19 protein-coding genes and 1 tRNA gene are annotated in these 20,124 nt (G+C 72.7%); 11 read left to right on the top strand and 9 right to left on the bottom strand.

The features are described 5' to 3' along the window. Positions 1–77: 77 nt before the first annotated feature. On the top strand, positions 78–1,769 hold the full coding sequence (gene paaN, locus G3I78_RS45590; RefSeq protein WP_164436232.1) for a phenylacetic acid degradation protein PaaN: 1,692 nt from the start codon (positions 78–80) through the stop codon (positions 1,767–1,769). Here the strand turns inward: paaN and G3I78_RS45585 are convergent. The 3 genes from G3I78_RS45585 to G3I78_RS45575 are packed head-to-tail and all read right to left on the bottom strand — an operon-like array spanning position 1,766 to position 4,484. Then, positions 1,766–2,506, bottom strand: a complete 741-nt coding sequence (locus tag G3I78_RS45585) for a TrmH family RNA methyltransferase (RefSeq protein WP_164436230.1) — start codon at positions 2,504–2,506, stop codon at positions 1,766–1,768. The two genes, paaN and G3I78_RS45585, sit on opposite strands and share 4 nt — an antisense overlap. Continuing rightward, positions 2,503–3,720, bottom strand: coding sequence for an HTTM domain-containing protein (locus G3I78_RS45580; protein WP_164436228.1), 1,218 nt, complete (start codon positions 3,718–3,720; stop codon positions 2,503–2,505). The genes G3I78_RS45585 and G3I78_RS45580 overlap by 4 nt, the downstream gene beginning before the upstream one ends. Beyond that, positions 3,717–4,484, bottom strand: a complete 768-nt coding sequence (locus G3I78_RS45575) for a DUF5819 family protein (RefSeq protein WP_164436226.1) — start codon at positions 4,482–4,484, stop codon at positions 3,717–3,719. Before G3I78_RS45575 ends, G3I78_RS45580 begins: the two co-directional genes overlap by 4 nt. Positions 4,485–4,788: 304 nt before the next feature. On the opposite strand from G3I78_RS45575, the gene paaA reads away from it, so the two are divergent. From paaA to G3I78_RS45540, 7 genes are all read left to right on the top strand, one after another. Beyond that, positions 4,789–5,799 (top strand): 1,2-phenylacetyl-CoA epoxidase subunit PaaA, encoded by a 1,011-nt coding sequence (gene paaA / locus G3I78_RS45570; protein ID WP_164436224.1) that lies wholly within the window; start codon positions 4,789–4,791, stop codon positions 5,797–5,799. Then, positions 5,796–6,083: a 1,2-phenylacetyl-CoA epoxidase subunit PaaB gene (gene paaB, locus G3I78_RS45565; protein ID WP_164436222.1), complete on the top strand. Its 288-nt coding sequence runs from the start codon at positions 5,796–5,798 to the stop codon at positions 6,081–6,083. Before paaA ends, paaB begins: the two co-directional genes overlap by 4 nt. Then, positions 6,080–6,802: a 1,2-phenylacetyl-CoA epoxidase subunit PaaC gene (gene paaC, locus G3I78_RS45560; protein ID WP_164436220.1), complete on the top strand. Its 723-nt coding sequence runs from the start codon at positions 6,080–6,082 to the stop codon at positions 6,800–6,802. The genes paaB and paaC overlap by 4 nt, the downstream gene beginning before the upstream one ends. Continuing rightward, entirely contained in the window at positions 6,796–7,407 is a 612-nt protein-coding gene (gene paaD / locus G3I78_RS45555; RefSeq protein ID WP_164436211.1) for a 1,2-phenylacetyl-CoA epoxidase subunit PaaD, read from the top strand. The genes paaC and paaD overlap by 7 nt, the downstream gene beginning before the upstream one ends. Further along, positions 7,407–8,465 carry a 2Fe-2S iron-sulfur cluster-binding protein gene (locus G3I78_RS45550; RefSeq protein ID WP_164436203.1) on the top strand — a complete coding sequence of 353 codons (1,059 nt, stop codon included), beginning with the start codon at positions 7,407–7,409 and terminating at the stop codon, positions 8,463–8,465. The genes paaD and G3I78_RS45550 overlap by 1 nt, the downstream gene beginning before the upstream one ends. Positions 8,466–8,602: 137 nt before the next feature. Next, positions 8,603–9,745 (top strand): acyl-CoA dehydrogenase family protein, encoded by a 1,143-nt coding sequence (locus tag G3I78_RS45545; RefSeq protein ID WP_164436201.1) that lies wholly within the window; start codon positions 8,603–8,605, stop codon positions 9,743–9,745. 71 nt (positions 9,746–9,816) lie between these two features. Beyond that, positions 9,817–9,999, top strand: coding sequence for a hypothetical protein (locus G3I78_RS45540; protein WP_164436199.1), 183 nt, complete (start codon positions 9,817–9,819; stop codon positions 9,997–9,999). A gap of 72 nt (positions 10,000–10,071) precedes the next feature. Here G3I78_RS45540 and G3I78_RS45535 read toward each other — a convergent pair whose 3' ends face one another. The 5 genes from G3I78_RS45535 to G3I78_RS45515 form a co-directional block, all read right to left on the bottom strand. Further along, the gene (locus G3I78_RS45535; protein ID WP_164436250.1) at positions 10,072–10,401 is read right to left on the bottom strand and encodes a rhodanese-like domain-containing protein; all 330 of its coding nucleotides are present in this window, start codon (positions 10,399–10,401) and stop codon (positions 10,072–10,074) included. A 57-nt stretch (positions 10,402–10,458) separates the two neighbouring features. After that, complete coding sequence (locus G3I78_RS45530) at positions 10,459–11,274, bottom strand: J domain-containing protein (RefSeq protein WP_164436197.1); 816 nt, start codon at positions 11,272–11,274, stop codon at positions 10,459–10,461. A 247-nt stretch (positions 11,275–11,521) separates the two neighbouring features. After that, positions 11,522–12,976, bottom strand: coding sequence for a DUF2252 domain-containing protein (locus G3I78_RS45525; protein ID WP_164436195.1), 1,455 nt, complete (start codon positions 12,974–12,976; stop codon positions 11,522–11,524). A gap of 197 nt (positions 12,977–13,173) precedes the next feature. Further along, a complete protein-coding gene (locus tag G3I78_RS45520) occupies positions 13,174–13,806 on the bottom strand; it encodes a response regulator transcription factor (RefSeq protein WP_343244011.1) in 633 nt (210 codons plus the stop codon). Beyond that, entirely contained in the window at positions 13,806–15,113 is a 1,308-nt protein-coding gene (locus G3I78_RS45515) for a sensor histidine kinase (RefSeq protein WP_164436246.1), read from the bottom strand. The genes G3I78_RS45520 and G3I78_RS45515 overlap by 1 nt, the downstream gene beginning before the upstream one ends. 189 nt (positions 15,114–15,302) lie before the next feature. Between G3I78_RS45515 and G3I78_RS45510 the strand changes: the two genes are divergently transcribed. Both G3I78_RS45510 and G3I78_RS45505 read left to right on the top strand, forming a co-directional pair. Beyond that, the gene (locus G3I78_RS45510; RefSeq protein WP_164436193.1) at positions 15,303–16,223 is read left to right on the top strand and encodes an ABC transporter ATP-binding protein; all 921 of its coding nucleotides are present in this window, start codon (positions 15,303–15,305) and stop codon (positions 16,221–16,223) included. Beyond that, positions 16,217–18,703, top strand: a complete 2,487-nt coding sequence (locus G3I78_RS45505; protein WP_164436191.1) for an ABC transporter permease — start codon at positions 16,217–16,219, stop codon at positions 18,701–18,703. Before G3I78_RS45510 ends, G3I78_RS45505 begins: the two co-directional genes overlap by 7 nt. 400 nt (positions 18,704–19,103) lie before the next feature. Here the strand turns inward: G3I78_RS45505 and G3I78_RS45500 are convergent. Next, a tRNA-Leu gene (locus G3I78_RS45500) sits at positions 19,104–19,187 on the bottom strand. Between the two features lie 468 nt (positions 19,188–19,655). On the opposite strand from G3I78_RS45500, the gene G3I78_RS45495 reads away from it, so the two are divergent. Then, positions 19,656–20,124 (top strand): DUF3662 domain-containing protein (locus tag G3I78_RS45495; protein ID WP_164436189.1); only part of this gene is annotated, 469 nt, incomplete at its 3' end.

Raw genomic sequence — 20,124 nt, 5'->3', positions numbered from 1 at the left:
ACTGGCTGTTCCTGCCCATGTTTCTGCCCAGGTCATGGACTCGACGAAGAGTTCGAAAGACGAGGAGTTGGTCCCGCATGGCCGCCGAACTGACCGCCCACGAACTGATCGCCGCGCACCGGCCCACCCTCGACCAGGCGCTGGAGGCGATCCGCACCCGCGCGTACTGGTCCCCGCACCCCGAGCACCCCAAGGCCTACGGGGAGGGCGGCAGCCTGGACATGGCCGCGGGCAAGGCCGCTTTCGACGCCCTGCTCGGCACCCGTCTCGACCTCGGCCAGCCCGGCACCGACGGCTTCGTCGGCGGCGAGGTGTCGCCGTACGGCATCGAGCTGGGCGTCGAGTACCCGCACGCGGACGTGGACGTGCTGCTGCCCGCGATGAAGGCGGGCCAGAAGGCCTGGCGGGACGCGGGCGCGGAGATCCGCGCGGTGGTGTGCCTGGAGATCCTCAAGCGGATCAGCGACCGGACCCACGAGTTCGCGCACGCGGTCATGCACACCAGCGGCCAGGCGTTCATGATGGCGTTCCAGGCGGGCGGCCCGCACGCGCAGGACCGCGGCCTGGAAGCGGTGGCGTACGCGTACGTGGAGCAGGTCCGCACCCCCGACACCGCGGAGTGGACCAAGCCGCAGGGCAAGCGCGACCCGCTGGCGCTGACCAAGCAGTTCACGCCGGTCCCGCGCGGGATCGGCCTGGTCATCGGCTGCAACACCTTCCCGACGTGGAACGGCTATCCGGGCCTGTTCGCCTCCCTGGCGACGGGCAACGCCGTGCTGGTGAAGCCGCACCCGCGCGCGGTGCTGCCGCTCGCGCTCACCGTGCAGGTCGCGCGCGCCGTGCTCGCCGAGGCCGGCTTCGACCCGAACCTGGTCGCGCTCGCCGCCGAGCGCCCCGGCGAGGGCATCGCCAAGACCCTGGCCACCCGCCCCGAGATCCGGATCATCGACTACACCGGCTCGACGGCGTTCGGCGACTGGCTGGAGGCCAACGCCCGCCAGGCGCAGGTCTACACCGAGAAGGCCGGCGTCAACACCGTGCTGGTCGACTCCACGGACAACTACAAGGGCGCGCTGTCCAACCTCGCCTTCTCGCTGTCCCTGTACAGCGGCCAGATGTGCACGACCCCGCAGAACCTGCTGATCCCCCGGGACGGCATCCGCACCGACGAGGGTCCCAGGACCTTCGACGAGGTGGTGGCCGACATCGCCCGCGCGGTCGACGGCCTCCTCGGCGACGACGCGCGCGCGAACGCGCTGCTGGGCGCGATCGTGAACCCGGACGTGAAGGCCCGTCTGGAGGCCGCGGCGGGGCTGGGCGAAGTCGCCCTGGCCTCCCGGGAGATCGCCAACCCGGAGTTCCCGGGCGCGGTGGTCCGCACCCCGGTGATCGTCAAGCTGGACGGAGCCAAGCCGGACGACGAGGCCGCCTACATGAGCGAGTGCTTCGGCCCGGTGTCCTTCGCCGTGGCGGTGGACTCCGCCTCCGAGGCGGTCGAGCTGCTGCGCCGCACGATCCGCGAGAAGGGCGCGATGACCGTCGGCGCGTACACCACCGACGAGGAGGTCGAGCAGGCTGTCCAGGAGGTCTGTCTGGAGGAGGCGGCGCAGCTGTCGCTGAACCTCGTCGGCGGGGTGTACGTCAACCAGACGGCCGCCTTCTCCGACTTCCACGGCTCGGGCGGCAACCCGGCGGCCAACGCGGCCCTCACGGACGGGGCGTTCGTTGCCAACCGCTTCCGGGTCGTCGAGGTCCGGCGCGAGGCCTAGGAGCCGCCGAGGCTCCAGTGGTAGAGCGTCATCGCCACGCTCGTCGCCAGGTTGTAGCTGGAGACCTGGGGGCGCATCGGCAGGGACAACAAGTGGTCGGCACGCGCGCGCAGTTCGGGTGACAGCCCGCTGCGCTCGGAGCCGAAGGCGAGGACGGCGTCGTCCGGGAGCTTCACGCCCCGGATGTCGTCGCCCTCCGGGTCCAGGGCGAACACCGGGCCGGGCGGCAGTTCGGCGACCGTGAGGCGCTCCACCGCGGTCGCGAAGTGCAGCCCTGCCCCGCCACGCACCACCGTCGGATGCCAGGGGTCGAGCGTGCCCGTGGTGACCACCCCGGTCGCCCCGAACCCGGCGGCCAGCCGGATCACGGCGCCCGCGTTGCCGAGGTTGCGCGGGTTGTCGAGGACCACCACGGGGGCGGTGCGCGGCGTGTGCGCCAGCCTCTCGAGATGCGCGGCCCGGGACGGCCGTAGCGCCAGGGCGGCCACCGCGGTGGGGTGCGGGCGCGGCAGCAGGGACGTGTACACCGGCTCCGGCACCTGGGTCAGCAGCGCGTCCAGGGTGTCCCATACGTCGGGCGCCAGTTCCTCGGCGAGGGCGAGCGCCGCCACCCGGTCGACGGCGACCGCCACCGGGACCTCGGCCCCGAAGCGGACGGCGTGCTTGAGGGCGTGGAAGCCGTCGAGGAGGACTGCGGTATCGGCGAGGCGGTGCCAGGCGCCCACGGGGTCGGTCATGCCGTGGAGCCTACGTGCGTGGGCTCGGGGTTCTCCGGGGCGCGTGGTTCCGGCAGCTTCGCACGGACGCCCCGCACCCGCCGTACGAGCCGTTCACGCACGCGTGCCGCCCCGTCGCCGAGCCGGCGCAGGAACGACGTGGGCAGGAAGACCGAGTCGGCGGCGATCATCGCCAGCGAGAAGAACGGCAGGCCGAGGACGACCGCGATCACCGCGTGCTCAGTGATCATCGCCGCCAGCAGGACGTTCTTGACGCGCCGGTTGAACAGCGTGAAGGGGAAGGCGACCTGGACGGCGACCGTGCCGTAGGTCACGAGCATCACCATGACGGCGTTGGCCGACAGGAGGTCGGCGAGGGCGGGCCAGGGCGAGAAGTAGTCGAGGTGGAGGGGGTAGTACACGGCGGTGCCGTCCTGCCAGCGCGAGCCCTGGATCTTGTACCAGCCCGCCGTCGCGTAGATCAGACAGGCCTCGGCCATGATCACGAGCACGGCGCCGTTGTGCACGACGTCGGCGATCACGTCGAGCATGATCCGCGACTGTCCCGACCTGGTGAAACGCCCCACCGCCCACCACAGGGCCTGCGCCGACCACACCACCCACAGCAGCACCGGCACGGTCACGTCGCCGTCCAGCCGGCCCAGGAAGGTCGCCGTCACCAGCGCGAGCCCGAGGACGACCCAGAGGGCGGGGCCGACCCGGTCCACGACATGCTCCCCACGCGCGCGTGCCACCCGTGCGCGCCCGGCCCGGCGCTCGTCCAGCGACCAGACCTGGCCGCAGCGCGTGAAGACGAGGTAGAGGCACATCAGATGCAGGACGTTGTCGCCGCCGTCGCCCACGAAGATGCTGCGGTTCTGGAGCGAGAGCACGCCGACCATGAAGAGCACGGACATCGTGCGGGTGCGCCAGCCGAGCAGCAGCAGAAGGCTCGACAGGGCGGCGAGCACATAGACCGTCTCGAACCAGAGCTGCCCGTCCGACCACATCAGGGCCGTGAACGCGCCGTTGAGGGAGACCAGCTGCTCGGCGAGGTTCCAGCTCCAGGGGCCGTCCGGGCCGTACAGCTCCTGGCGGTGCGGGAACTCGCGCAGCAGGAACAGCAGCCAGGTCGCGCTGAAGCCGATGCGGATCATCGCGGTCTGGTAGGGGCCGAGAGCCGCCTCGGTGACACGGGCGATGCCGCTCGACACCGCCAGGGCGAATCGGTTCACCGTGCGCTCCCCTCGGTGTCGTCGTCCGTCACGGCCCACCAGGGCAGCTCGCGGTAGACGGGCTGCTGCGAGACCTTCTCGTCGCTCCACTTCGGCGGGCGGACGTTCGTGGTCCGCGAGCGCACCTGGACGCTGGTGAGGACGTCACCCCGGCCAGCCGCGTCCGCGCGCTCCAGGCGCAGCACGACGATGCGCCGCAGATACGTCTCGGACAGGGAGCCGCGCAGCCCGACCGGGCGGTTCTGGCCGTCGTGCGTGGCGACGAAGAGGTCCCAGGAGCGGCGCAGCTCGTTCTGCTCGGTGTGGCTGGGCAGCAGGTTGCCGTCTATCGCCCGGCCGTCCTGGGCCGACAGGTCGTACCACCCGGTCGTCCGGCTGCCGCCGTCGGCGCCGCGGATCCGGGCCCGCACCTGCACCGCGATGTTCTGCTGGAGCGGGTTCGGCGCGAACAGCTTCCAGTTCTGCTCGAACTCCGGATAGATCCAGTCGTCGACCGCCTTGCCGTGCTTCTTCGTCAAGGTGTTCGAGGGCGCGACATGCAGGAACACCATGCCGATGTGCACACACACCCCGACGGCCACGATCGCGAGCGCCAGGGCGACGCCGATCTGGTAGCGCAGCGAGAGGGCGGCGACACCGGTACGGGGGTCGGGGTACGGGTCGGGTCCGGCGGCGGCCGGCTCGTCGGGCGCGGGGGCATCGCCCGGCTCGCCCGGGGCGTCCGGCACCCGCCGGGCGTTCGAGCCTCCGTCGTACGCGTCCATTCCGCCCCGTTCCCGATTCCGGTCCGTGTTCCGGCCGCCCCGGCCGCAGGGCACCGCAGCGCCCGGCACCCGCCTCGCCGCGGCGGCTCGCACCGGCACGGTACTCAGGCCCGACCCCCGCGCACAGCCCCCACCGGCAGACCCCGCCGTGGCCGTGGTCACTCCCGCCCCGGTTTTCCACAGGGGCGGTCGCGGGTTTTCCACAGCGGTTGACACCTTACGGCGCCCGGCACACCATGGAATCGCACGAACCGAACGATCGGTCGGGAGCATGTTCCGGCGAAGCCCAGGTCGAGGGGGCCTCATGGCGACAGCAGCCGCGCACCAGACGGCGAGCACACAGGAGTACGGCGCCCAGGGCGCCGTCGGCGACACCACCGCGTACGAGAGCGCCTTCGACGCCGCCGTGGCCGCCGACGAGCGCATCGAGCCGCGCGACTGGATGCCCGACGCCTACCGCGCGACCCTCGTGCGGCAGATCGCCCAGCACGCCCACTCCGAGATCATCGGCATGCAGCCGGAGGCGAACTGGATCACGCGCGCCCCGTCCCTGCGCCGCAAGGCCATCCTGATGGCCAAGGTCCAGGACGAGGCGGGCCACGGCCTCTATCTCTACAGCGCGGCGGAAACCCTCGGCACCAGCCGCGAGGAGCTCCTCGACAAGCTGCACTCCGGCCGCCAGAAGTACTCCTCGATCTTCAACTACCCCACCCTGACCTGGGCGGACGTCGGCGCGATCGGCTGGCTGGTGGACGGCGCCGCGATCACCAACCAGGTGCCCCTGTGCCGCTGCTCCTACGGCCCCTACGCCCGCGCGATGGTCCGCGTCTGCAAGGAGGAGTCCTTCCACCAGCGCCAGGGCTACGAACTGCTGCTGGCGCTGAGCCAGGGCACCCCGGAGCAGCACGCGATGGCCCAGGACGCGGTGGACCGCTGGTGGTGGCCGTCCCTGATGATGTTCGGCCCGCCCGACGACGAGTCCGCGCACTCCGCCCAGTCGATGGCCTGGAAGATCAAGCGGCACTCCAACGACGAGCTGCGCCAACGCTTCGTCGACATCTGCGTCCCGCAGGCCGAGTCCCTGGGCCTCACCCTCCCCGACCCGGACCTGCGGTGGAACGAGGAGCGGGGACAGCACGACTTCGGCCCGATCGACTGGACCGAGTTCCGTGACGTCCTCAAGGGCAACGGCCCGTGCAACGAACAGCGGATCACCCAGCGCAGGCGGGCCCACGAAGAGGGCGCCTGGGTGCGGGAGGCGGCCGCCGCACACGCGGCCAGGCACACCGGCGAGACAGGAGCGACGCGCGCATGACGAACACCGACTGGCCCCTGTGGGAGGTCTTCGTGCGCTCGCGCCGGGGCCTCTCCCACACCCACGCCGGCAGCCTGCACGCCCCGGACGCGGAGCTGGCCCTGCGCAACGCGCGCGATCTGTACACCCGGCGCGGCGAGGGCGTCTCCATCTGGGTCGTCCCCTCGGCCGCGGTCACCGCCTCCTCGCCCGACGAGAAGGACCCGTTCTTCGAACCGGCCGCCGACAAGCCGTACCGCCACCCCACGTTCTACGAGATCCCGGACGGGGTGAAGCACCTGTGACCGTCGACGCGACCGTGGGCGCCGCCGCCCTCGTCCTCGGCGACGACGCGCTGGTGCTCTCCCACCGCCTGGGCGAGTGGGCCGGCCACGCCCCCGTCCTGGAGGAGGAGGTCGCCCTCGCCAACATCGCCCTCGACCTGCTCGGCCAGGCCCGGGTACTGCTGTCCATGGTCGGTGACGAGGACGAGCTGGCCTATCTGCGCGAGGAGCGCGCCTTCCGCAACCTCCAGCTGGTGGAGCAGCCCAACGGCGACTTCGCCCACACCATCGTCCGCCAGCTGTTCTTCTCCACCTACCAGCATCTGCTCCACGCCGAACTGGCCGCGGGCGACGGCCCGTTCGCCCCGCTCGCCGCGAAGGCCGTCAAGGAGGTCGCCTACCACCGCGACCACGCCGAGCAGTGGACCCTGCGGCTCGGCGACGGCACCGAGGAGAGCCACGAGCGGATGCGGCGGGCCTGTGAGGCGCTGTGGCGGTTCACCGGCGAGATGTTCCAGCCGGTGGCCGGCGTGGACGTCGACGGCGAGCGCCTGGAGAGCGTGTGGCTCACGTCCGTCGGGGAGATCCTGCGCCGGGCCACCCTGACCGTCCCCGAAGGGCCGCGCACGGGCGCGTGGCGGGCCGGAGCGGGACGACAGGGCCTGCACACCGAGTCCTTCGGGCGGATGCTCGCCGAGATGCAGCATCTGCACCGCAGCCACCCGGGGGCGTCATGGTGACGCTCACCGCGCTGGAGAGCGAACTGCTCGCACTCGCCGGGTCGGTGCCCGACCCCGAGCTGCCGGTCCTCACCCTGCACGAACTGGGCGTGGTGCGCGCGGTGCACGTCAGGGACGCGGACTCCGTCGAGGTCGAGCTGACCCCGACGTACACCGGCTGCCCGGCGATCGAGGCGATGTCCGTGGACATCGAGCGGGTGCTGCACGACCACGGCGTGCGGGAGGTCACCGTCCGTACCGTGCTCGCACCGGCCTGGTCGACCGACGACATCACCGACGAAGGACGCCGCAAGCTGCGGGAGTTCGGCATCGCGCCGCCGCGTGCGACTACGCCGACGGCGGCCGGGCCGGTGGCGGTGGGCCTGGGGCCGACACGCACCCTCGACGCGACGGCGGGACCCGGGACGCCCGCCGCTACGGCCCTCACCGGCGCCGCTGCCGAGGGCGCCGAGGCCGAGCCGGTAGGACCCGTCGAGCCCGTCCGCTGCCCGCACTGCGGTTCCGCCGACACCGAGCTGCTCAGCCGCTTCTCCTCCACCGCGTGCAAGGCCCTGCGCCGCTGTGTGGACTGCCGTGAACCCTTCGACCACTTCAAGGAGTTGTGATGGCCCGCTTCCACCCGCTCCCGGTGGCCGCGGTCGACCGGCTCACCGACGACTCCGTGGCCCTGACCCTCACCGTGCCGCCCGAGTTGCGCGAGGAGTACCGGCACGCCGCGGGCCAGCATCTCGCCCTGCGCCGCGTCCGCGACGGCGAGGAGATCCGCCGCACCTACTCGATCTGCTCCCCGGTGCCCGACGGCGGGGCGGGACCGCGTGAACTGCGGGTCGGCGTGAGGCTGGTGGAGGGCGGCGCCTTCTCGACGTACGCGCTCAAGGAGATCGCCGTCGGTGACGAACTGGAGGTGATGACCCCGGCGGGCCGGTTCACCCTCGACCCGGCGCCCGGTCTGTACGCGGCGATCGTCGGCGGCAGCGGCATCACCCCGGTGCTGTCGATCGTGGCGACCCTGCTGGCGCGGGAGCCCGGGGCCCGGTTCTGCCTGATCCGCAGCGACCGCACCGCCGCGTCCACGATGTTCCTGGAGGAGGTCGCCGACCTGAAGGACCGCCACCCCGAGCGGTTCCAGCTGGTCACCGTGCTCTCCCGGGAGGAGCAGCAGGCGGGCCTGCCGTCCGGGCGGCTCGACCGGGAGCGGCTGACCGGACTGCTGCCCGCGCTGCTGCCGGTGGACCGGGTGGCGGGGTGGTTCCTGTGCGGGCCGTACGGGCTGGTGCAGGGGGCCGAGCGGGCCCTGCGGGAACTGGGAGTCGCCCGCACCCGCATCCACGAGGAGATCTTCCACGTCGACGAGGCCGCCCCCGCCCCGAGGCCCCCCGCCCCGGCGCACAGCACGGTGACCGCCCGGCTCGACGGACGCGGCGGCAGCTGGCCCGTCCAGGACGGCGAGTCGGTCCTGGAGACGGTGCTGCGCAACCGCTCCGACGCGCCCTACGCCTGCAAGGGCGGGGTGTGCGGGACCTGCCGGGCCTTCCTGGTCTCCGGCGAGGTCCGCATGGACCGCAACTTCGCGCTGGAGCCGGAGGAGACCGAGGCGGGGTACGTGCTGGCGTGCCAGTCGCATCCGGTGACGGAGAAGGTGGAGCTGGACTTCGACAGATGAAGTGGGTGGGCGGACGAGGAGCCGTTCTCGGGCAGGAGGGTCCCGGCAGCCCGTTCCCTTCTTCTAGAACCTGTTCTATCTTGACGGACCGTCAGATCTGCTGACCCGATCTGCCGACCCGTCGGAAGGACAGGACCGTGGACTTCACCTTCAGCGAGGAGCAGCAGGCGGCGGCCGAGGCGGCGCGCGGAGTGTTCGCCGATGTCGCGCCGGACGCGGTGCCGTCCCCTGCGCTCACCACGGGTGCCGTGGCCGACGAGTTCGACCGCCCGCTGTGGTCCAGGCTCGCCGACGCGGACCTGCTGAGCCTGCTGCTGGGCGAGGAGTACGGCGGGGCGGGGCTCGACGCCATCGCACTGTGCCTGGTGCTGCGCGAGTCGGCGAAGGTGCTGGCGCGGGTGCCGTTGCTGGAGAGCTGCGCGGCCATGGCGGCCGTACAGGCTTACGGCGGGCCGGAGTCGAAGGCCGATCTGCTGGAGCGGGCCGGGCGCGGGGAGGCCGTGCTGACCGTCGCCGCGAGCGGCCGCACGGGACACGACCCGGCCGAACTCGCCGTCACCGCACGGCAGGAGGAGGGCGGGAACGCCGACTGGATCCTGGACGGGGTGCAGACGGCGGTGCCGTGGGCGTACGACGCGGACTTCGTCGTGGTCCCCGCGCACACGGCGGCCGGCCGGACCGTGCTCGCGCTGGTGCCCCCGGTCCATGACGGGGTCGCGCTCGGCGAGCAGTTCTCCACCAGCGGGGAGCGGCTGGGCGAGCTGCGGCTGGAGTCGGCGCGAATCGCCGCGCGGGACGTGATCGACGTCGAGGGCGCGTGGGAGTGGCTGCGGGACCTGCTGACCACGGGCACCTGTGCGCTGGCGCTCGGGCTGGGCGAGCGGGTGCTGCGGATGAGCAGTGAATACACCAGCAAGCGGGAGCAGTTCGGGTTCCCGGTGGCCACCTTCCAGGCCGTCGCCGTGCAGGCCGCCGACCGCTACATCGACCTGCGGGCGATGGAGGTCACCCTGTGGCAGGCCGCGTGGCGGCTCGGGTCCGGGGCGCGGGGCACGCTGCCGGTCGCGGGGGATGTGGCCGTGGCGAAGATCTGGGCCTCGGAGGGGGTGCGGCGGGTCGTGCAGACGGCACAGCATCTGCACGGCGGCTTCGGGGCCGACGTCGACTACCCCCTGCACCGGTACCACGCCTGGGCCAAGCACCTGGAGCTGTCGCTCGGCCCGGCGGCGGCGCACGAGGAGGCGCTGGGGGACCTGCTGGCGGCGCATTCCCTGGGGTGAGGCGGAACCAAGGAGTCCTTGATCGGCGACTGAGAGGATGACGGAACGCCGACAACAGAAGGAGGCCGGGCATGATCCTGCTCGTCCTGTCCGTCGTCCTCGTGCTCACCATCGGGGGATGCGTCTGCGTCTGGTGGGCGGCCCGGGGCGGACCGCGCTGGACCCGCGCGGTGTCCGCCGCGACCCTCGCGGCGGGCGAACTGGCCCGCCGCGCCAACCGTTACGACCGGAACTCGACCGGCCAGGACGACTGAACGCCCGTCGCACAGGACCGCCCGGGGCTCCGGGTACTTCCGACTGCCGAGGGCTCTCGGGACCGCCGGAGGCTAGAGCACGAAACCCTGCCGGCCGTCCTCGGTCACCACGGGACGGCCCACCTCGGCCCACAGCTGCATGCCGCCGTCGACGTTCGCGGCGTCGATGCCCTGCTGGGCCAGGTACATCGTGACCTGGGCCGAACGGCCGCCGGACCGGCAGATCACATGGACCCGGCCGTCCTGCGGGGCGGCCTCGGTCAGTTCGCCGTAGCGGGCCACGAACTCACTGATGGGGATGTGCAGCGCCCCTTCGGCGTGACCCGCCTGCCACTCGTCGTCCTCGCGGACATCCAGCAGGAAGTCGCCGTCCTTGAGGTCCGTGACCTGGACCGTGGGCACACCAGCACCGAAGTTCATGGGCCCGACGCTACCCGACGCCCGCGAAGGCGCCGACGGTCACTCCTGCGCCAGCAGCTCCGCGAGCTCCGACTCGCGCGCGGAGACGTCGGCCAGCAGCTTCTCGGCGATCTCCTCCAGGAGGCGGTCCGGGTCGTCCGGTGCCATCCGGAGCATCGAGCCGATCGCGCCCTCCTCCAGTTCCCGGGCGACCACCGTGAGCAGTTCCTTGCGCTGGGCGAGCCATTCGAGGCGGGCGTAGAGCTCCTCGCTGGGCGTGGGGCCCTGCTCCGGGGGCTTCGGCCCGGCGGCCCACTCCTCGGACAGCTCGCGCAGCAGGGCCTCGTCGCCGCGCGAGTAGGCCGCGTTGACCCGGGTGATGAACTCCTCGCGCCGCGCCCGCTCGGTGTCGTCCTGGGCGAGGTCCGGGTGGGCCTTGCGGGCTAGTTCGCGGTAGAGCTTGCGGGCCTCGTCGCTGGGGCGCACCCGCTGCGGGGGCCGCACGGGCTGGTCGTTGAGCATCGCGGCGGCCTCGGGGAACAGGCCCTCCCCGTCCATCCAGCCGTGGAACAGCTCCTCGACACCGGGCATCGGCAGCACCCGGGCCCGGGCCTCCTCGGCCCTGCGCCGGTCCTCCGGGTCGCCGGTGCGGGCGGCCCGGGCCTCGGCGATCTGGGCGTCCAGCTCGTCGAGGCGGGTGTACATGGGGCCGAGTCTCTGGTGATGCAGCCGGGAGAAGTTCTCCACCTCGATGCGGAAGGTCTCCACCGCGATCTCGTACTCGATGAGCGCCTGCTCGGCGGCCCGCACGGCACGCTCCAGCCGCTCGGTGCCTGCGGCGGCTGTGCCGTGGGGATCGGCTTCCGGGGACGTCATCCGGACAGCGTAACCGCGTGCGGGCGAGGTGGGCGTCATCCGGGGTGCGGGCCAGGCGGCCGGGCGGGAATCGGCGAGCGGGGGTTGATCGCGCGGCGCCCCACGCCTGTGAGCGGGTGTGAGGCGGACGCGGGTGCGGGGCTGGGGCGGGCACGGTGCGGACGCGGGTGCGGACGCGGGTGCAGGCACGGGCACAGTGCAGGCACGGCCGCGCCCGCGCCCGCCCCACACCGGACGCCCCGCCGCCTCACACCCCCGTCTCGGCGCCGATCCGCCCCGTCCGTACCGCCGTCACCAGGTCCGTGTGGTCCGCCTCCGTGCGGTCGGCGTAGGTGACGGCGAAGGTGGCGACGGCCTCGTCGAGCTCTTCGTTCTTGCCGCAGTAGCCCGAGATCAGCCGGGGGTCGACGCTGTGGGAGTGGGCGCGGGCCAGCAGGGCGCCGGTCATGCGGCCGTAGTCGTCTATCTGGTCGGCGGAGAGTGCGGCGGGGTCGACGCTGCCCTTGCGGTTGCGGAACTGGCGGACCTGGAAGGGACGGCCCGCCACGGTCGTCCAGCCCAGCAGGATGTCGCTGACGACCTGCATCCGCTTCTGGCCCAGCACGACCCGGCGGCCCTCGTGATCGACCTCGGGCACCTCGAAGCCCGCGGTGACCAGGTGGGGCACGAGGGCCGAGGTCCGGGCCTCCTTGACCTGGAGGACCAGCGGTTCGCCGCGGTGGTCCAGGAGCAGGACGACATAGGAACGCGTGCCCACGCTGCCGGTGCCGACCACCCGGAACGCCACGTCGTGCACCGCGTGCCGGGCCAGCAGCGGCAGGCGGTCCTCGGAGAGCGTGGTCAGGTAGTGCTCCAGGGACGCGGCGACCGCCGCGGCCTCCTCGTCGGGCACCCGGTGCAGCACCGGCGGGGTGTCCACGAACCGGCGTCCGCCGTCCTCGGTCGGCTCCGTCGACCTCGCCGCGAAGCGCCCGCTGGTGTTGGCCCGCGCCTTCTCCGAGACCCGCTCCAGCGTGCCGACCAGGTCATGGGCGTCGGAGTGGGAGACCAACTCCTCGTCCGCGATCGCGTTCCACGCGTCCAGCACCGGGAGCTTGGCCAGCAGCCGCATGGTGCGCCGGTACGCGCCCACCGCCCCGTGCGCCGCCGCCCGGCAGGTGTCCTCGTCGGCACCGGTCTCCCGGCCCGCGAGGACCAGGGAGGCGGCGAGCCGCTTGAGGTCCCACTCCCAGGGGCCGTACACCGTCTCGTCGAAGTCGTTCAGGTCGATGACCAGGCCGCCGCGGGCGTCGCCGTACAGGCCGAAGTTGGCCGCGTGCGCGTCGCCGCAGATCTGGGCGCGGATCCTGGTCATCGGGGTGCGGGCGAGGTCGTGGGCCATGAGGCCGGCCGAACCGCGCAGGAAGGCGAAGGGCGTGGCCGCCATCCGGCCGACCCGCAGCGGTGTCAGCTCGGGAAGCCGGCCCAGGCTCGACTCCTCGACCGCGCTCACCGCGCCGGGACGGGCCATGTCGAGGTCGAGCGCGGAGTGCGCACTGCGCGGGACGCTCTCCCGCAGGGCCTTGCCCTCCTGCTTGGGCGAGCCCTCGACGGGCCACTGCGCGAACCCCCGCACCAGCGGCCTCCGCCGGGCCGACCCGGTCTCCGCACCCACACCGGCATCGGACACGCCGACCGCCTCCCCCGCGACTCGCAAGAACATCAACTCGTGCCGACCGTACAACCACCAGCCGAAACGCGTCAGACCCTGTGGACAACTCCACAACTGTGGAAAACCCCGGCAGGAAAAGCGCAGCCCCCAGCAAGATCAAGCACCATCAGGCATCACCGTCGGCCCGATATGCCCTCAACACCCGCCTCACGCCCTCAACACCCGCCCCCACGCCCTCAACACCCGTCTCACGCCCGCAAGTACGCCAACACCGCCAGCACCCGCCGATGCGTCTCGTCCGCCGGCGGCAGGTCCAGCTTCGTCAGGATGCCGCCGATGTGCTTGCCGACGGCCGCCTCGGACACGACCAGTTGGCGAGCGATCGCCCCGTTGGACTTCCCCTCGGCGATCAGCGCGAGCACTTCCCGTTCGCGCGGGGTGAGCCGCTCCAGCGGATCGCGGCGGCGGCGCAGCAACTGCCGTACTACTTCGGGGTCCACGACCGTGCCGCCGCCCGCGACCTCGCACAGGGCGTCGACGAACTGCTCGACCTGGCCGACCCGGTCCTTGAGCAGATAGCCCACCCCGGTGCCGTCGCCGGAGTCGAGGAGTTCGGCGGCGTACGTCCGCTGCACGTACTGGCTGAGCACCAGGACCGGCAGGCCGGGGCGCCGCTCCCGCAGCCGGACCGCCGCGTGCAGCCCCTCGTCCTGGAAGCCGGGCGGCATCCGGACGTCCGTGACGACGATGTCCGGGCCGTGCTCCTCGACCGCGGTGACCAGCGCCTCCGCGTCGCCGACGGCCGCGACGACCTGGTGACCGCAGCGGTCGAGCAGGCCGATGAGCCCCTCGCGCAGCAGCACGCTGTCCTCGGCCAGCACTACGCGCAGCGACCGGCCTCCGCCGTCCCCCCGCCCGCCCGACGCGTCTCCGTCAACTCGGTCACCTCGCAAGGGAACTCCACACGCAACAGGGTCGGGCCGCCCGCCGGACTGGACAGGGAGAGTGTGCCATCGAGCACCGACACCCGGTCGGCGAGTCCGGTCAGCCCGCTGCCCGCCGAAGCGTCGGCGCCGCCGCGGCCGTCGTCCCACACCTCGATCGACAGCCACCCGCGCGTGTGCCCGCCCCTCACCCGCGCCCGCGCCGCCCCGCTGTGCTTGGCGATGTTGGCGAGGGCCTCGCAGACCACGAAGTAGGCGGCCGCCTCCACCGCCTGCTCCAGCCGCCCGGGCACCGCCAGATCGACGTCGACCGGGATCACGGAACGGTCCGCCGCGTCGGCGACGGCCTCCGTCAGGCCGTAGTCCGCGAGGACCTTGGGATGGACGCCGTGGATCAGCTCACGCAGTTCCGCGAGCGCCCGGCCCGCCTCGTCGTGGGCTTTGGCGAGCTGGTCGGCCAGCGGCCCCGGCGGGGCGTCGAGACGGGCCAGTCCCAGCGTCATCGTCAGGGCGACCAGCCGTTGTTGGGCGCCGTCGTGCAGATCGCGCTCGATCCGCCGGCGCTCCGCCTCGAAGGCGTCCACCAACCGCACCCGCGAGCGGCTCAGTTCGACCACCCTGGCGTCCAACTCGCCGTCCCGCGAGGAGATCAGCACCCGCGTGAGCCCAGCCCGGGCACCCGCCACGACCCCGAGCGCGTACAGGCCGAGGGCCAGGAGCAGCAGCCCGAGTACGGCCACCCCGAAGGCCGTCGGCCAGCTGGTGACGGTCCACTGCTTGAGCACCTTGGCCTCCTCGCCGTCGCCGACCGTGGCCATGAGCAGCGGGGCGGCGGCCATGGAGACCGGGAAGAGCAGGGCGACGGTGACCGCGAGGGCGTCGACCGGCCAGAGCAGTCCGGCGAACAGCAGGGCGTGTCCCAACTCCCGCCAGGTCGCCTGCTCCCGCAGCCGGGTCGTCAGCCAGGCCCACAGCCCCGTGGCGGCGGGCGCCCGGTGCGGATCGGGTGCCGGGGCCAGGTCGACCAGGCGCAGCCGCGGCCGCTCCACCCGGGCGACGGCGACCCCGGACAGCGCGAGCAGGACGAGCAACGGCAGCCCCACGAGTACGACGGTGAAGGCCCCGCCGACCGCGGCCAGCGCCACGATCCCCACCAGCGCGACCACGCCGGTCACCGCGCCGCTCACCAGATAGCCGACCGCGCGCCAGGGCCACGCCGACAGCAGGAAGCCCGGCCGGGACATGGCCTGCCACACATTCCGAGGATGCATGCGGATCACCGTAGAAGCGCGGTGCGGGGCCCGGCCATGGGCCAGGACGGAGGCCCTGGGGTATGGCCGGCCCTACCCCAGGTCTAGCCCCCGCCGCACTGCGCCGGAGCCCCTCCGAACGGTTTCGTGGAGCCACCGACGACACCGGACGAGCGGAGGGCCATGAACACCACGAACACCGACGCGATCAGCCTGCGATCCGTCAGCAGGACCTACGGCACGGCACAGAAGAGGAGACGCGGCTCCCCCCACGACCCCGCCGCCGCCACCGCCGCCGCCACCGCCGCCGCCGTCACCGCCGTCACCGCCGTCACCGCCGCCACCGCACTCGACGACATCACCGTCACCTTCCCCCGGGCCACCTTCACCGCCGTCATGGGCCCCTCCGGCTCCGGCAAGTCGACCCTGCTCCAGTGCGCCGCGGGCCTGGACCGGCCCACCTCGGGCTCGGTCACCCTGGGCGGCACCGAGCTGACCGCGCTCAGCGAGACCAGGCTGGCCCTGCTGCGGCGCGAGCGCATCGGCTTCGTGTTCCAGGCGTTCAACCTGCTGCCCTCGCTCACCGCCGAACAGAACGTCGCCCTGCCCCTGCGGCTGGCCGGCCGGCGCGTACCGAAGGCCCGGATCCGCGAGGTGCTCCAGCAGGTCGGCCTCGGCGACCGCGCCCGGCACCGGCCCACGGAACTGTCCGGCGGCCAGCAGCAACGGGTCGCCCTGGCCCGCGCGTTGGTCACCCGCCCCGAGGTCCTCTTCGGCGACGAGCCCACCGGTGCGCTCGACTCACGGACCAGCCGCGAGGTGCTGACCCTGCTGCGCTCCATGGTCGACCGCGAGGGCCAGACCGTCGTCATGGTCACCCACGACCCCGTGGCCGCCTCCTACGCCGACCGCGTGCTCTTCCTCGTCGACGGCCGCGTCAACGGCGAACTCCTCCAAGCCGACGCCGACACCATCGCCGCCCACATGACCAGGCTGGAAGCCACACCACCGAGCCCCCTCCCCACGAGGGGCCCCGACTCGAAGGACCACAACTCGAAGAGCCCCCACCCGCAGGCCCCCCACCCGGAGCCCCACCCATGCTGACCATCACCCTCCACACCCTCCGCACCCGCTGGTCCACCTTCGTCGGCAGCTTCATCGCGCTCTCCCTCGGCGTCGCCCTGCTCACCGTGATGGGCCTCGTCCTCGCCTCCTCACTGGACGCCCCCGAGCGCCGCCCGGAGCGGTTCGCCACGGCCTCGGCGCCGGTCGTCGTCCAGGGGCAGAACACCCTGACAGTGCCGACCTCGATCGCCGCGCATGTTTCACGTGAAACACGCACCCTCGCCCACCCCCGAGCGGTCCCCGCAACCACCGTGGCCGCGCTGAGGAAGCTCGGCCCGGTCGTCCAGGACCGCTCGTTCGCGGTACGCACCCGGACCGGCCCCGGCGACCTCGTCGGCCACCCCTGGTCCACGGCCGCCTTCGCCCCGTACGAGTTCACCGAGGGCCGCGCGCCCCGCACCGCCGACGAAGTGGCCGTCACCGGTACCTGGACGCACCCCGGCGATCGGCTGCACACCGGCGACGGGACCGTACGAGTCGTGGGCACCCTCCGCGACCGGGGCTTCGAGAACGCCGTCTTCTACACCGACGCCCGCGCCGCCGAACTGTCTCCGAAGAGCACGCAGCTGGTCGTGAAGGCGGACGCGGAGGCAGTGCGCCGGGCGGTCGCGGGCCAGGAACTCCACGTCCTCACCGGCGCCGCCCGCCGCCTCGCCGACCCCGGCCCGGACCGCGACCGCGAGGCGCTCACCGCCATGAACGCCCTGTTCGGCACAGCCGGAGGCGTCACCGCCTTCGTGTCGGTGTTCGTCGTGGCGTCCACCTTCGCCTTCGCGGTCGCCCAGCGGCGCAGGGAGTTTGGCCTGCTGCGCACCGCGGGGGCCACCCCCGGTCAGCTCCGCCGGACGGTCCTCACGGAGGCACTCCTGGTCGGCGTGCTCGCCTCGGCGACCGGCTGCGTGCTCGGTTCCTACGGCGCCCCGCGGCTCGCCGGGTGGGTCGTCGACGTCGGCCTCGCACCGGGCTGGTTCACCATCGGCGACGCCGAGTGGCCGTACCAGGCGGCCTTCTGGACCGGTCTGTTCGTCGCGCTGCTCGGTGCGGTCGCCGCGTCCTGGCGGGCCGGCCGCACCGGTCCGGCCCAGGCGCTGCGCGAGGCGTCCGTCGACGCGACGGCGCTGACCCGGGGCCGTCTGGTCCTCGGTGCCGGTCTGCTGCTGACCGCGGCGGTGACGCTGGGCCTGGCCCTGGTCACCGACCCGGGCGACCTGCTGCACCGCAAGACCTATGTGAGCCGTCCGATGCTGCTGATCACCGCGGTCGCCCTGCTCGCGCCGGTCCTGGTGGGCCCGCTGACCCGGCTGATCGCCTGGCTGCCGGCCCGGCTGCCCGGCGCGGGCGGGATGCTGGTGCGGGAGAACGCCGCCGCGGGGGTCCGCCGTACCGCTGCCGTCGCGGCACCCGTCCTGGTCACGGTCGCCCTCACCGGCTCCCTGCTGGGCGCGACCGCGACGCTGAACGCGGCCAGGGCAGCGGAGACGCGCGACCGAACCGTCGCCGATTTCGTGGTCACCCCGGCAGGCTCCGATCCCAGGAACCCCGGCTCCAGCCCAGGCTTCGACGCACCCACCCTCCACCACCTCCGCACGATCCCCGGCGCCACGACCTCCCCGACCGCGTCGAGCGCCGTGTACGTCCTGGAGGACGGCGTGGCCCTCATCCGGTCCGAGGCCCATGCCGTCGAGCCCGGACCGCTCGCCGCGACCGCCGACCTCCCCCTGGCCGCCGGGAACCCGTCGGACCTCGACGACGGGTCGATCATCGTCAACGAGGAGTGGGAGCGGCACACCGTCGGCCAGTACGTGGACGTCTGGCTCGGCGACGGCACCCGACGGTCGCTGCGGATCGCCGCGGTGATGACGACCGGCACCGGCGACAACGGCGTCTACGTCACCCCGGCCAACGCCCCCGGCGCGAGCGTGGACCGCGTGGACGTCACCCTCACCGCCGGCGCCGACCCCACCGCCGTGGCCGCCGCCCTGCGCGGGGCGGGCGGACACGTCCTGACCAGGGAAGAGTGGCTGCACGCGATCCGCCCCGGCACCGACCGCACCACCACCTACGGCTTCCTGCTGGTCCTCGGCATCGCCCTGCTCTACACCGGGATCTCCCTGGCCAACACGATGGTCATGGCGACCTCGGACCGGGTACGCGACCTCGCCATCCTCCGCCTGGCCGGCGCCACCCGCCACCAGGTGCTGCGGCTGGTCGGCGCCGAGGCCCTGACGGTCGTGGCGGTCGGAGCGCTGCTGGGTCTCCTGGTCGCGGTGCTCGACCTGGCGGGCATGCGGGGCGCGCTCGGCCTGCTGGGGGCGCGGGAGGCACCCTTGCGCATCCCCTGGCCCGAGCTGGCCTCCGTCACCGGCGCCTGCGCCGTCCTCGCCGTCGCCTTCTCGGTCGCTCCAGCCGCCCTGACACTGCGCCGCGAGGCGGTCGGAGCGGCCGGGACGAGGCAGTGAGAGCGGCCTCACACCACGGGTGCATCACACCGGGCCCTCGGAAGCGTTCGACCTGACCCACTGGTAGCACTCGGGGCATGACCTAACCGGACTCACAGGCCGGACCGACCCTGCGGAGGCCCCAAGGCAGTTGCCGCCGCGCATCCACGGCATCGCCGCCCAAGACCCTGCCCCCGGCCCTCCCGCTCGCCCACGCCACCCACCCACCCCAAGATCAACCGTCGGCTCTCCACCACCCCGCCCGACGGGCCGCACCCAGGCCACCCCACCCCCAGTGAGAGAGACCTCACACCGACAGGAAAATCACACCGGCGACGGCCCTGGCACCCTACGGCCCCGCCCGGTACCACCGGGGACAACGAGAAAATCCCCCAGGTCCGAGACCTGGGGGATTTCGCTGTGCGCGAGGGGGGAGTTGAACCCCCACGCCCTTGCGGGCACTGGAACCTGAATCCAGCGCGTCTGCCTATTCCGCCACCCGCGCATTGGGTGTGTCCTCGGGCCCTTCGCCTTGCGGTTCGGCGCCTTCCGACACGCAGAACATTAGCACGCTGGCGGGGGTGGGTTCACATCCCATATCCGGGGGCAGCCGCCCACCAGCGGCTTCGGGAAGGGGCCACCGAACCGGGGTGCCGCCGGCCACGTATCAACCTGTACTGGTTCACGTATCAACCTCGTACCGGTAACCCCCGTCTCCCCAGGAGCCGGTAGGGGTCCACAGTCAGGTGCGGGACACTTGTCTGCGGCCGCCTCTACGATCCTTCACAGAGGAGTTCGACGGAGGAGTTCGAAGGGGAGCTCCACAGGGAACTTCGGAGGCGTCGACACCCGTCGACAGTGCCGACAGGGGGAACCAGCCGATTCACCGGCGCGTGGATACGATCAGTAAGCAGTACCAGGTAAGCAGCAGCCGGCGCAGTACCCAGGACGGCAAGGACGGAGGAGGTGCCCCATGGGAGTCCTGAAGAAGTTCGAGCAGCGTCTCGAAGGTCTGGTCAACGGCACCTTCGCCAAGGTGTTCAAGTCCGAGGTGCAGCCCGTGGAGATCGCGGGCGCGCTCCAGCGGGAGTGCGACAACAACGCCACCATCTGGAACCGCGACCGCACGGTCGTACCCAATGACTTCATCGTGGAGCTGAGCACGCCGGACTTCGAGCGGCTCAGCCCCTACTCGGGCCAGCTCGGCGACGAGCTGGCCGGCATGGTGCGCGACTACGCCAAGCAGCAGCGCTACACCTTCATGGGCCCGATCAAGGTCAACCTGGAGAAGGCGGACGACCTCGACACCGGTCTGTACCGGGTGCGCAGCCGTACGCTCGCCGGCTCCACCGACCAGCAGGCGCCCGGAAGCGCGGCCCCGGCCGGCCGCCCCGGCGGCCCGGGCGCGGGAGCCGGCGGCTACGGCTACGAGCCGCCGGCCG

Source organism: Streptomyces sp. SID13726 (assembly GCF_010548375.1).
GTDB lineage: Bacteria > Actinomycetota > Actinomycetes > Streptomycetales > Streptomycetaceae > Streptomyces.
This window is presented reverse-complemented; position numbering and strand designations above follow the sequence as displayed.

Bases quoted from the DNA above. Each gene is read 5' to 3' on its own strand.
- paaN (WP_164436232.1), top strand. From the start codon at position 78: ATGGCCGCCGAACTGACCGCCCACGAACTGATCGCCGCGCACCGGCCC.
- G3I78_RS45585 (WP_164436230.1), bottom strand. From the start codon at position 2,506: ATGACCGACCCCGTGGGCGCCTGGCACCGCCTCGCCGATACCGCAGTC.
- G3I78_RS45575 (WP_164436226.1), bottom strand. From the start codon at position 4,484: ATGGACGCGTACGACGGAGGCTCGAACGCCCGGCGGGTGCCGGACGCC.
- paaA (WP_164436224.1), top strand. From the start codon at position 4,789: ATGGCGACAGCAGCCGCGCACCAGACGGCGAGCACACAGGAGTACGGC.
- paaB (WP_164436222.1), top strand. From the start codon at position 5,796: ATGACGAACACCGACTGGCCCCTGTGGGAGGTCTTCGTGCGCTCGCGC.
- paaD (WP_164436211.1), top strand. From the start codon at position 6,796: ATGGTGACGCTCACCGCGCTGGAGAGCGAACTGCTCGCACTCGCCGGG.
- G3I78_RS45550 (WP_164436203.1), top strand. From the start codon at position 7,407: ATGGCCCGCTTCCACCCGCTCCCGGTGGCCGCGGTCGACCGGCTCACC.
- G3I78_RS45540 (WP_164436199.1), top strand. From the start codon at position 9,817: ATGATCCTGCTCGTCCTGTCCGTCGTCCTCGTGCTCACCATCGGGGGA.
- G3I78_RS45530 (WP_164436197.1), bottom strand. From the start codon at position 11,274: ATGACGTCCCCGGAAGCCGATCCCCACGGCACAGCCGCCGCAGGCACC.
- G3I78_RS45525 (WP_164436195.1), bottom strand. From the start codon at position 12,976: ATGTTCTTGCGAGTCGCGGGGGAGGCGGTCGGCGTGTCCGATGCCGGT.
- G3I78_RS45515 (WP_164436246.1), bottom strand. From the start codon at position 15,113: ATGTCCCGGCCGGGCTTCCTGCTGTCGGCGTGGCCCTGGCGCGCGGTC.
- G3I78_RS45510 (WP_164436193.1), top strand. From the start codon at position 15,303: ATGAACACCACGAACACCGACGCGATCAGCCTGCGATCCGTCAGCAGG.
- G3I78_RS45505 (WP_164436191.1), top strand. From the start codon at position 16,217: ATGCTGACCATCACCCTCCACACCCTCCGCACCCGCTGGTCCACCTTC.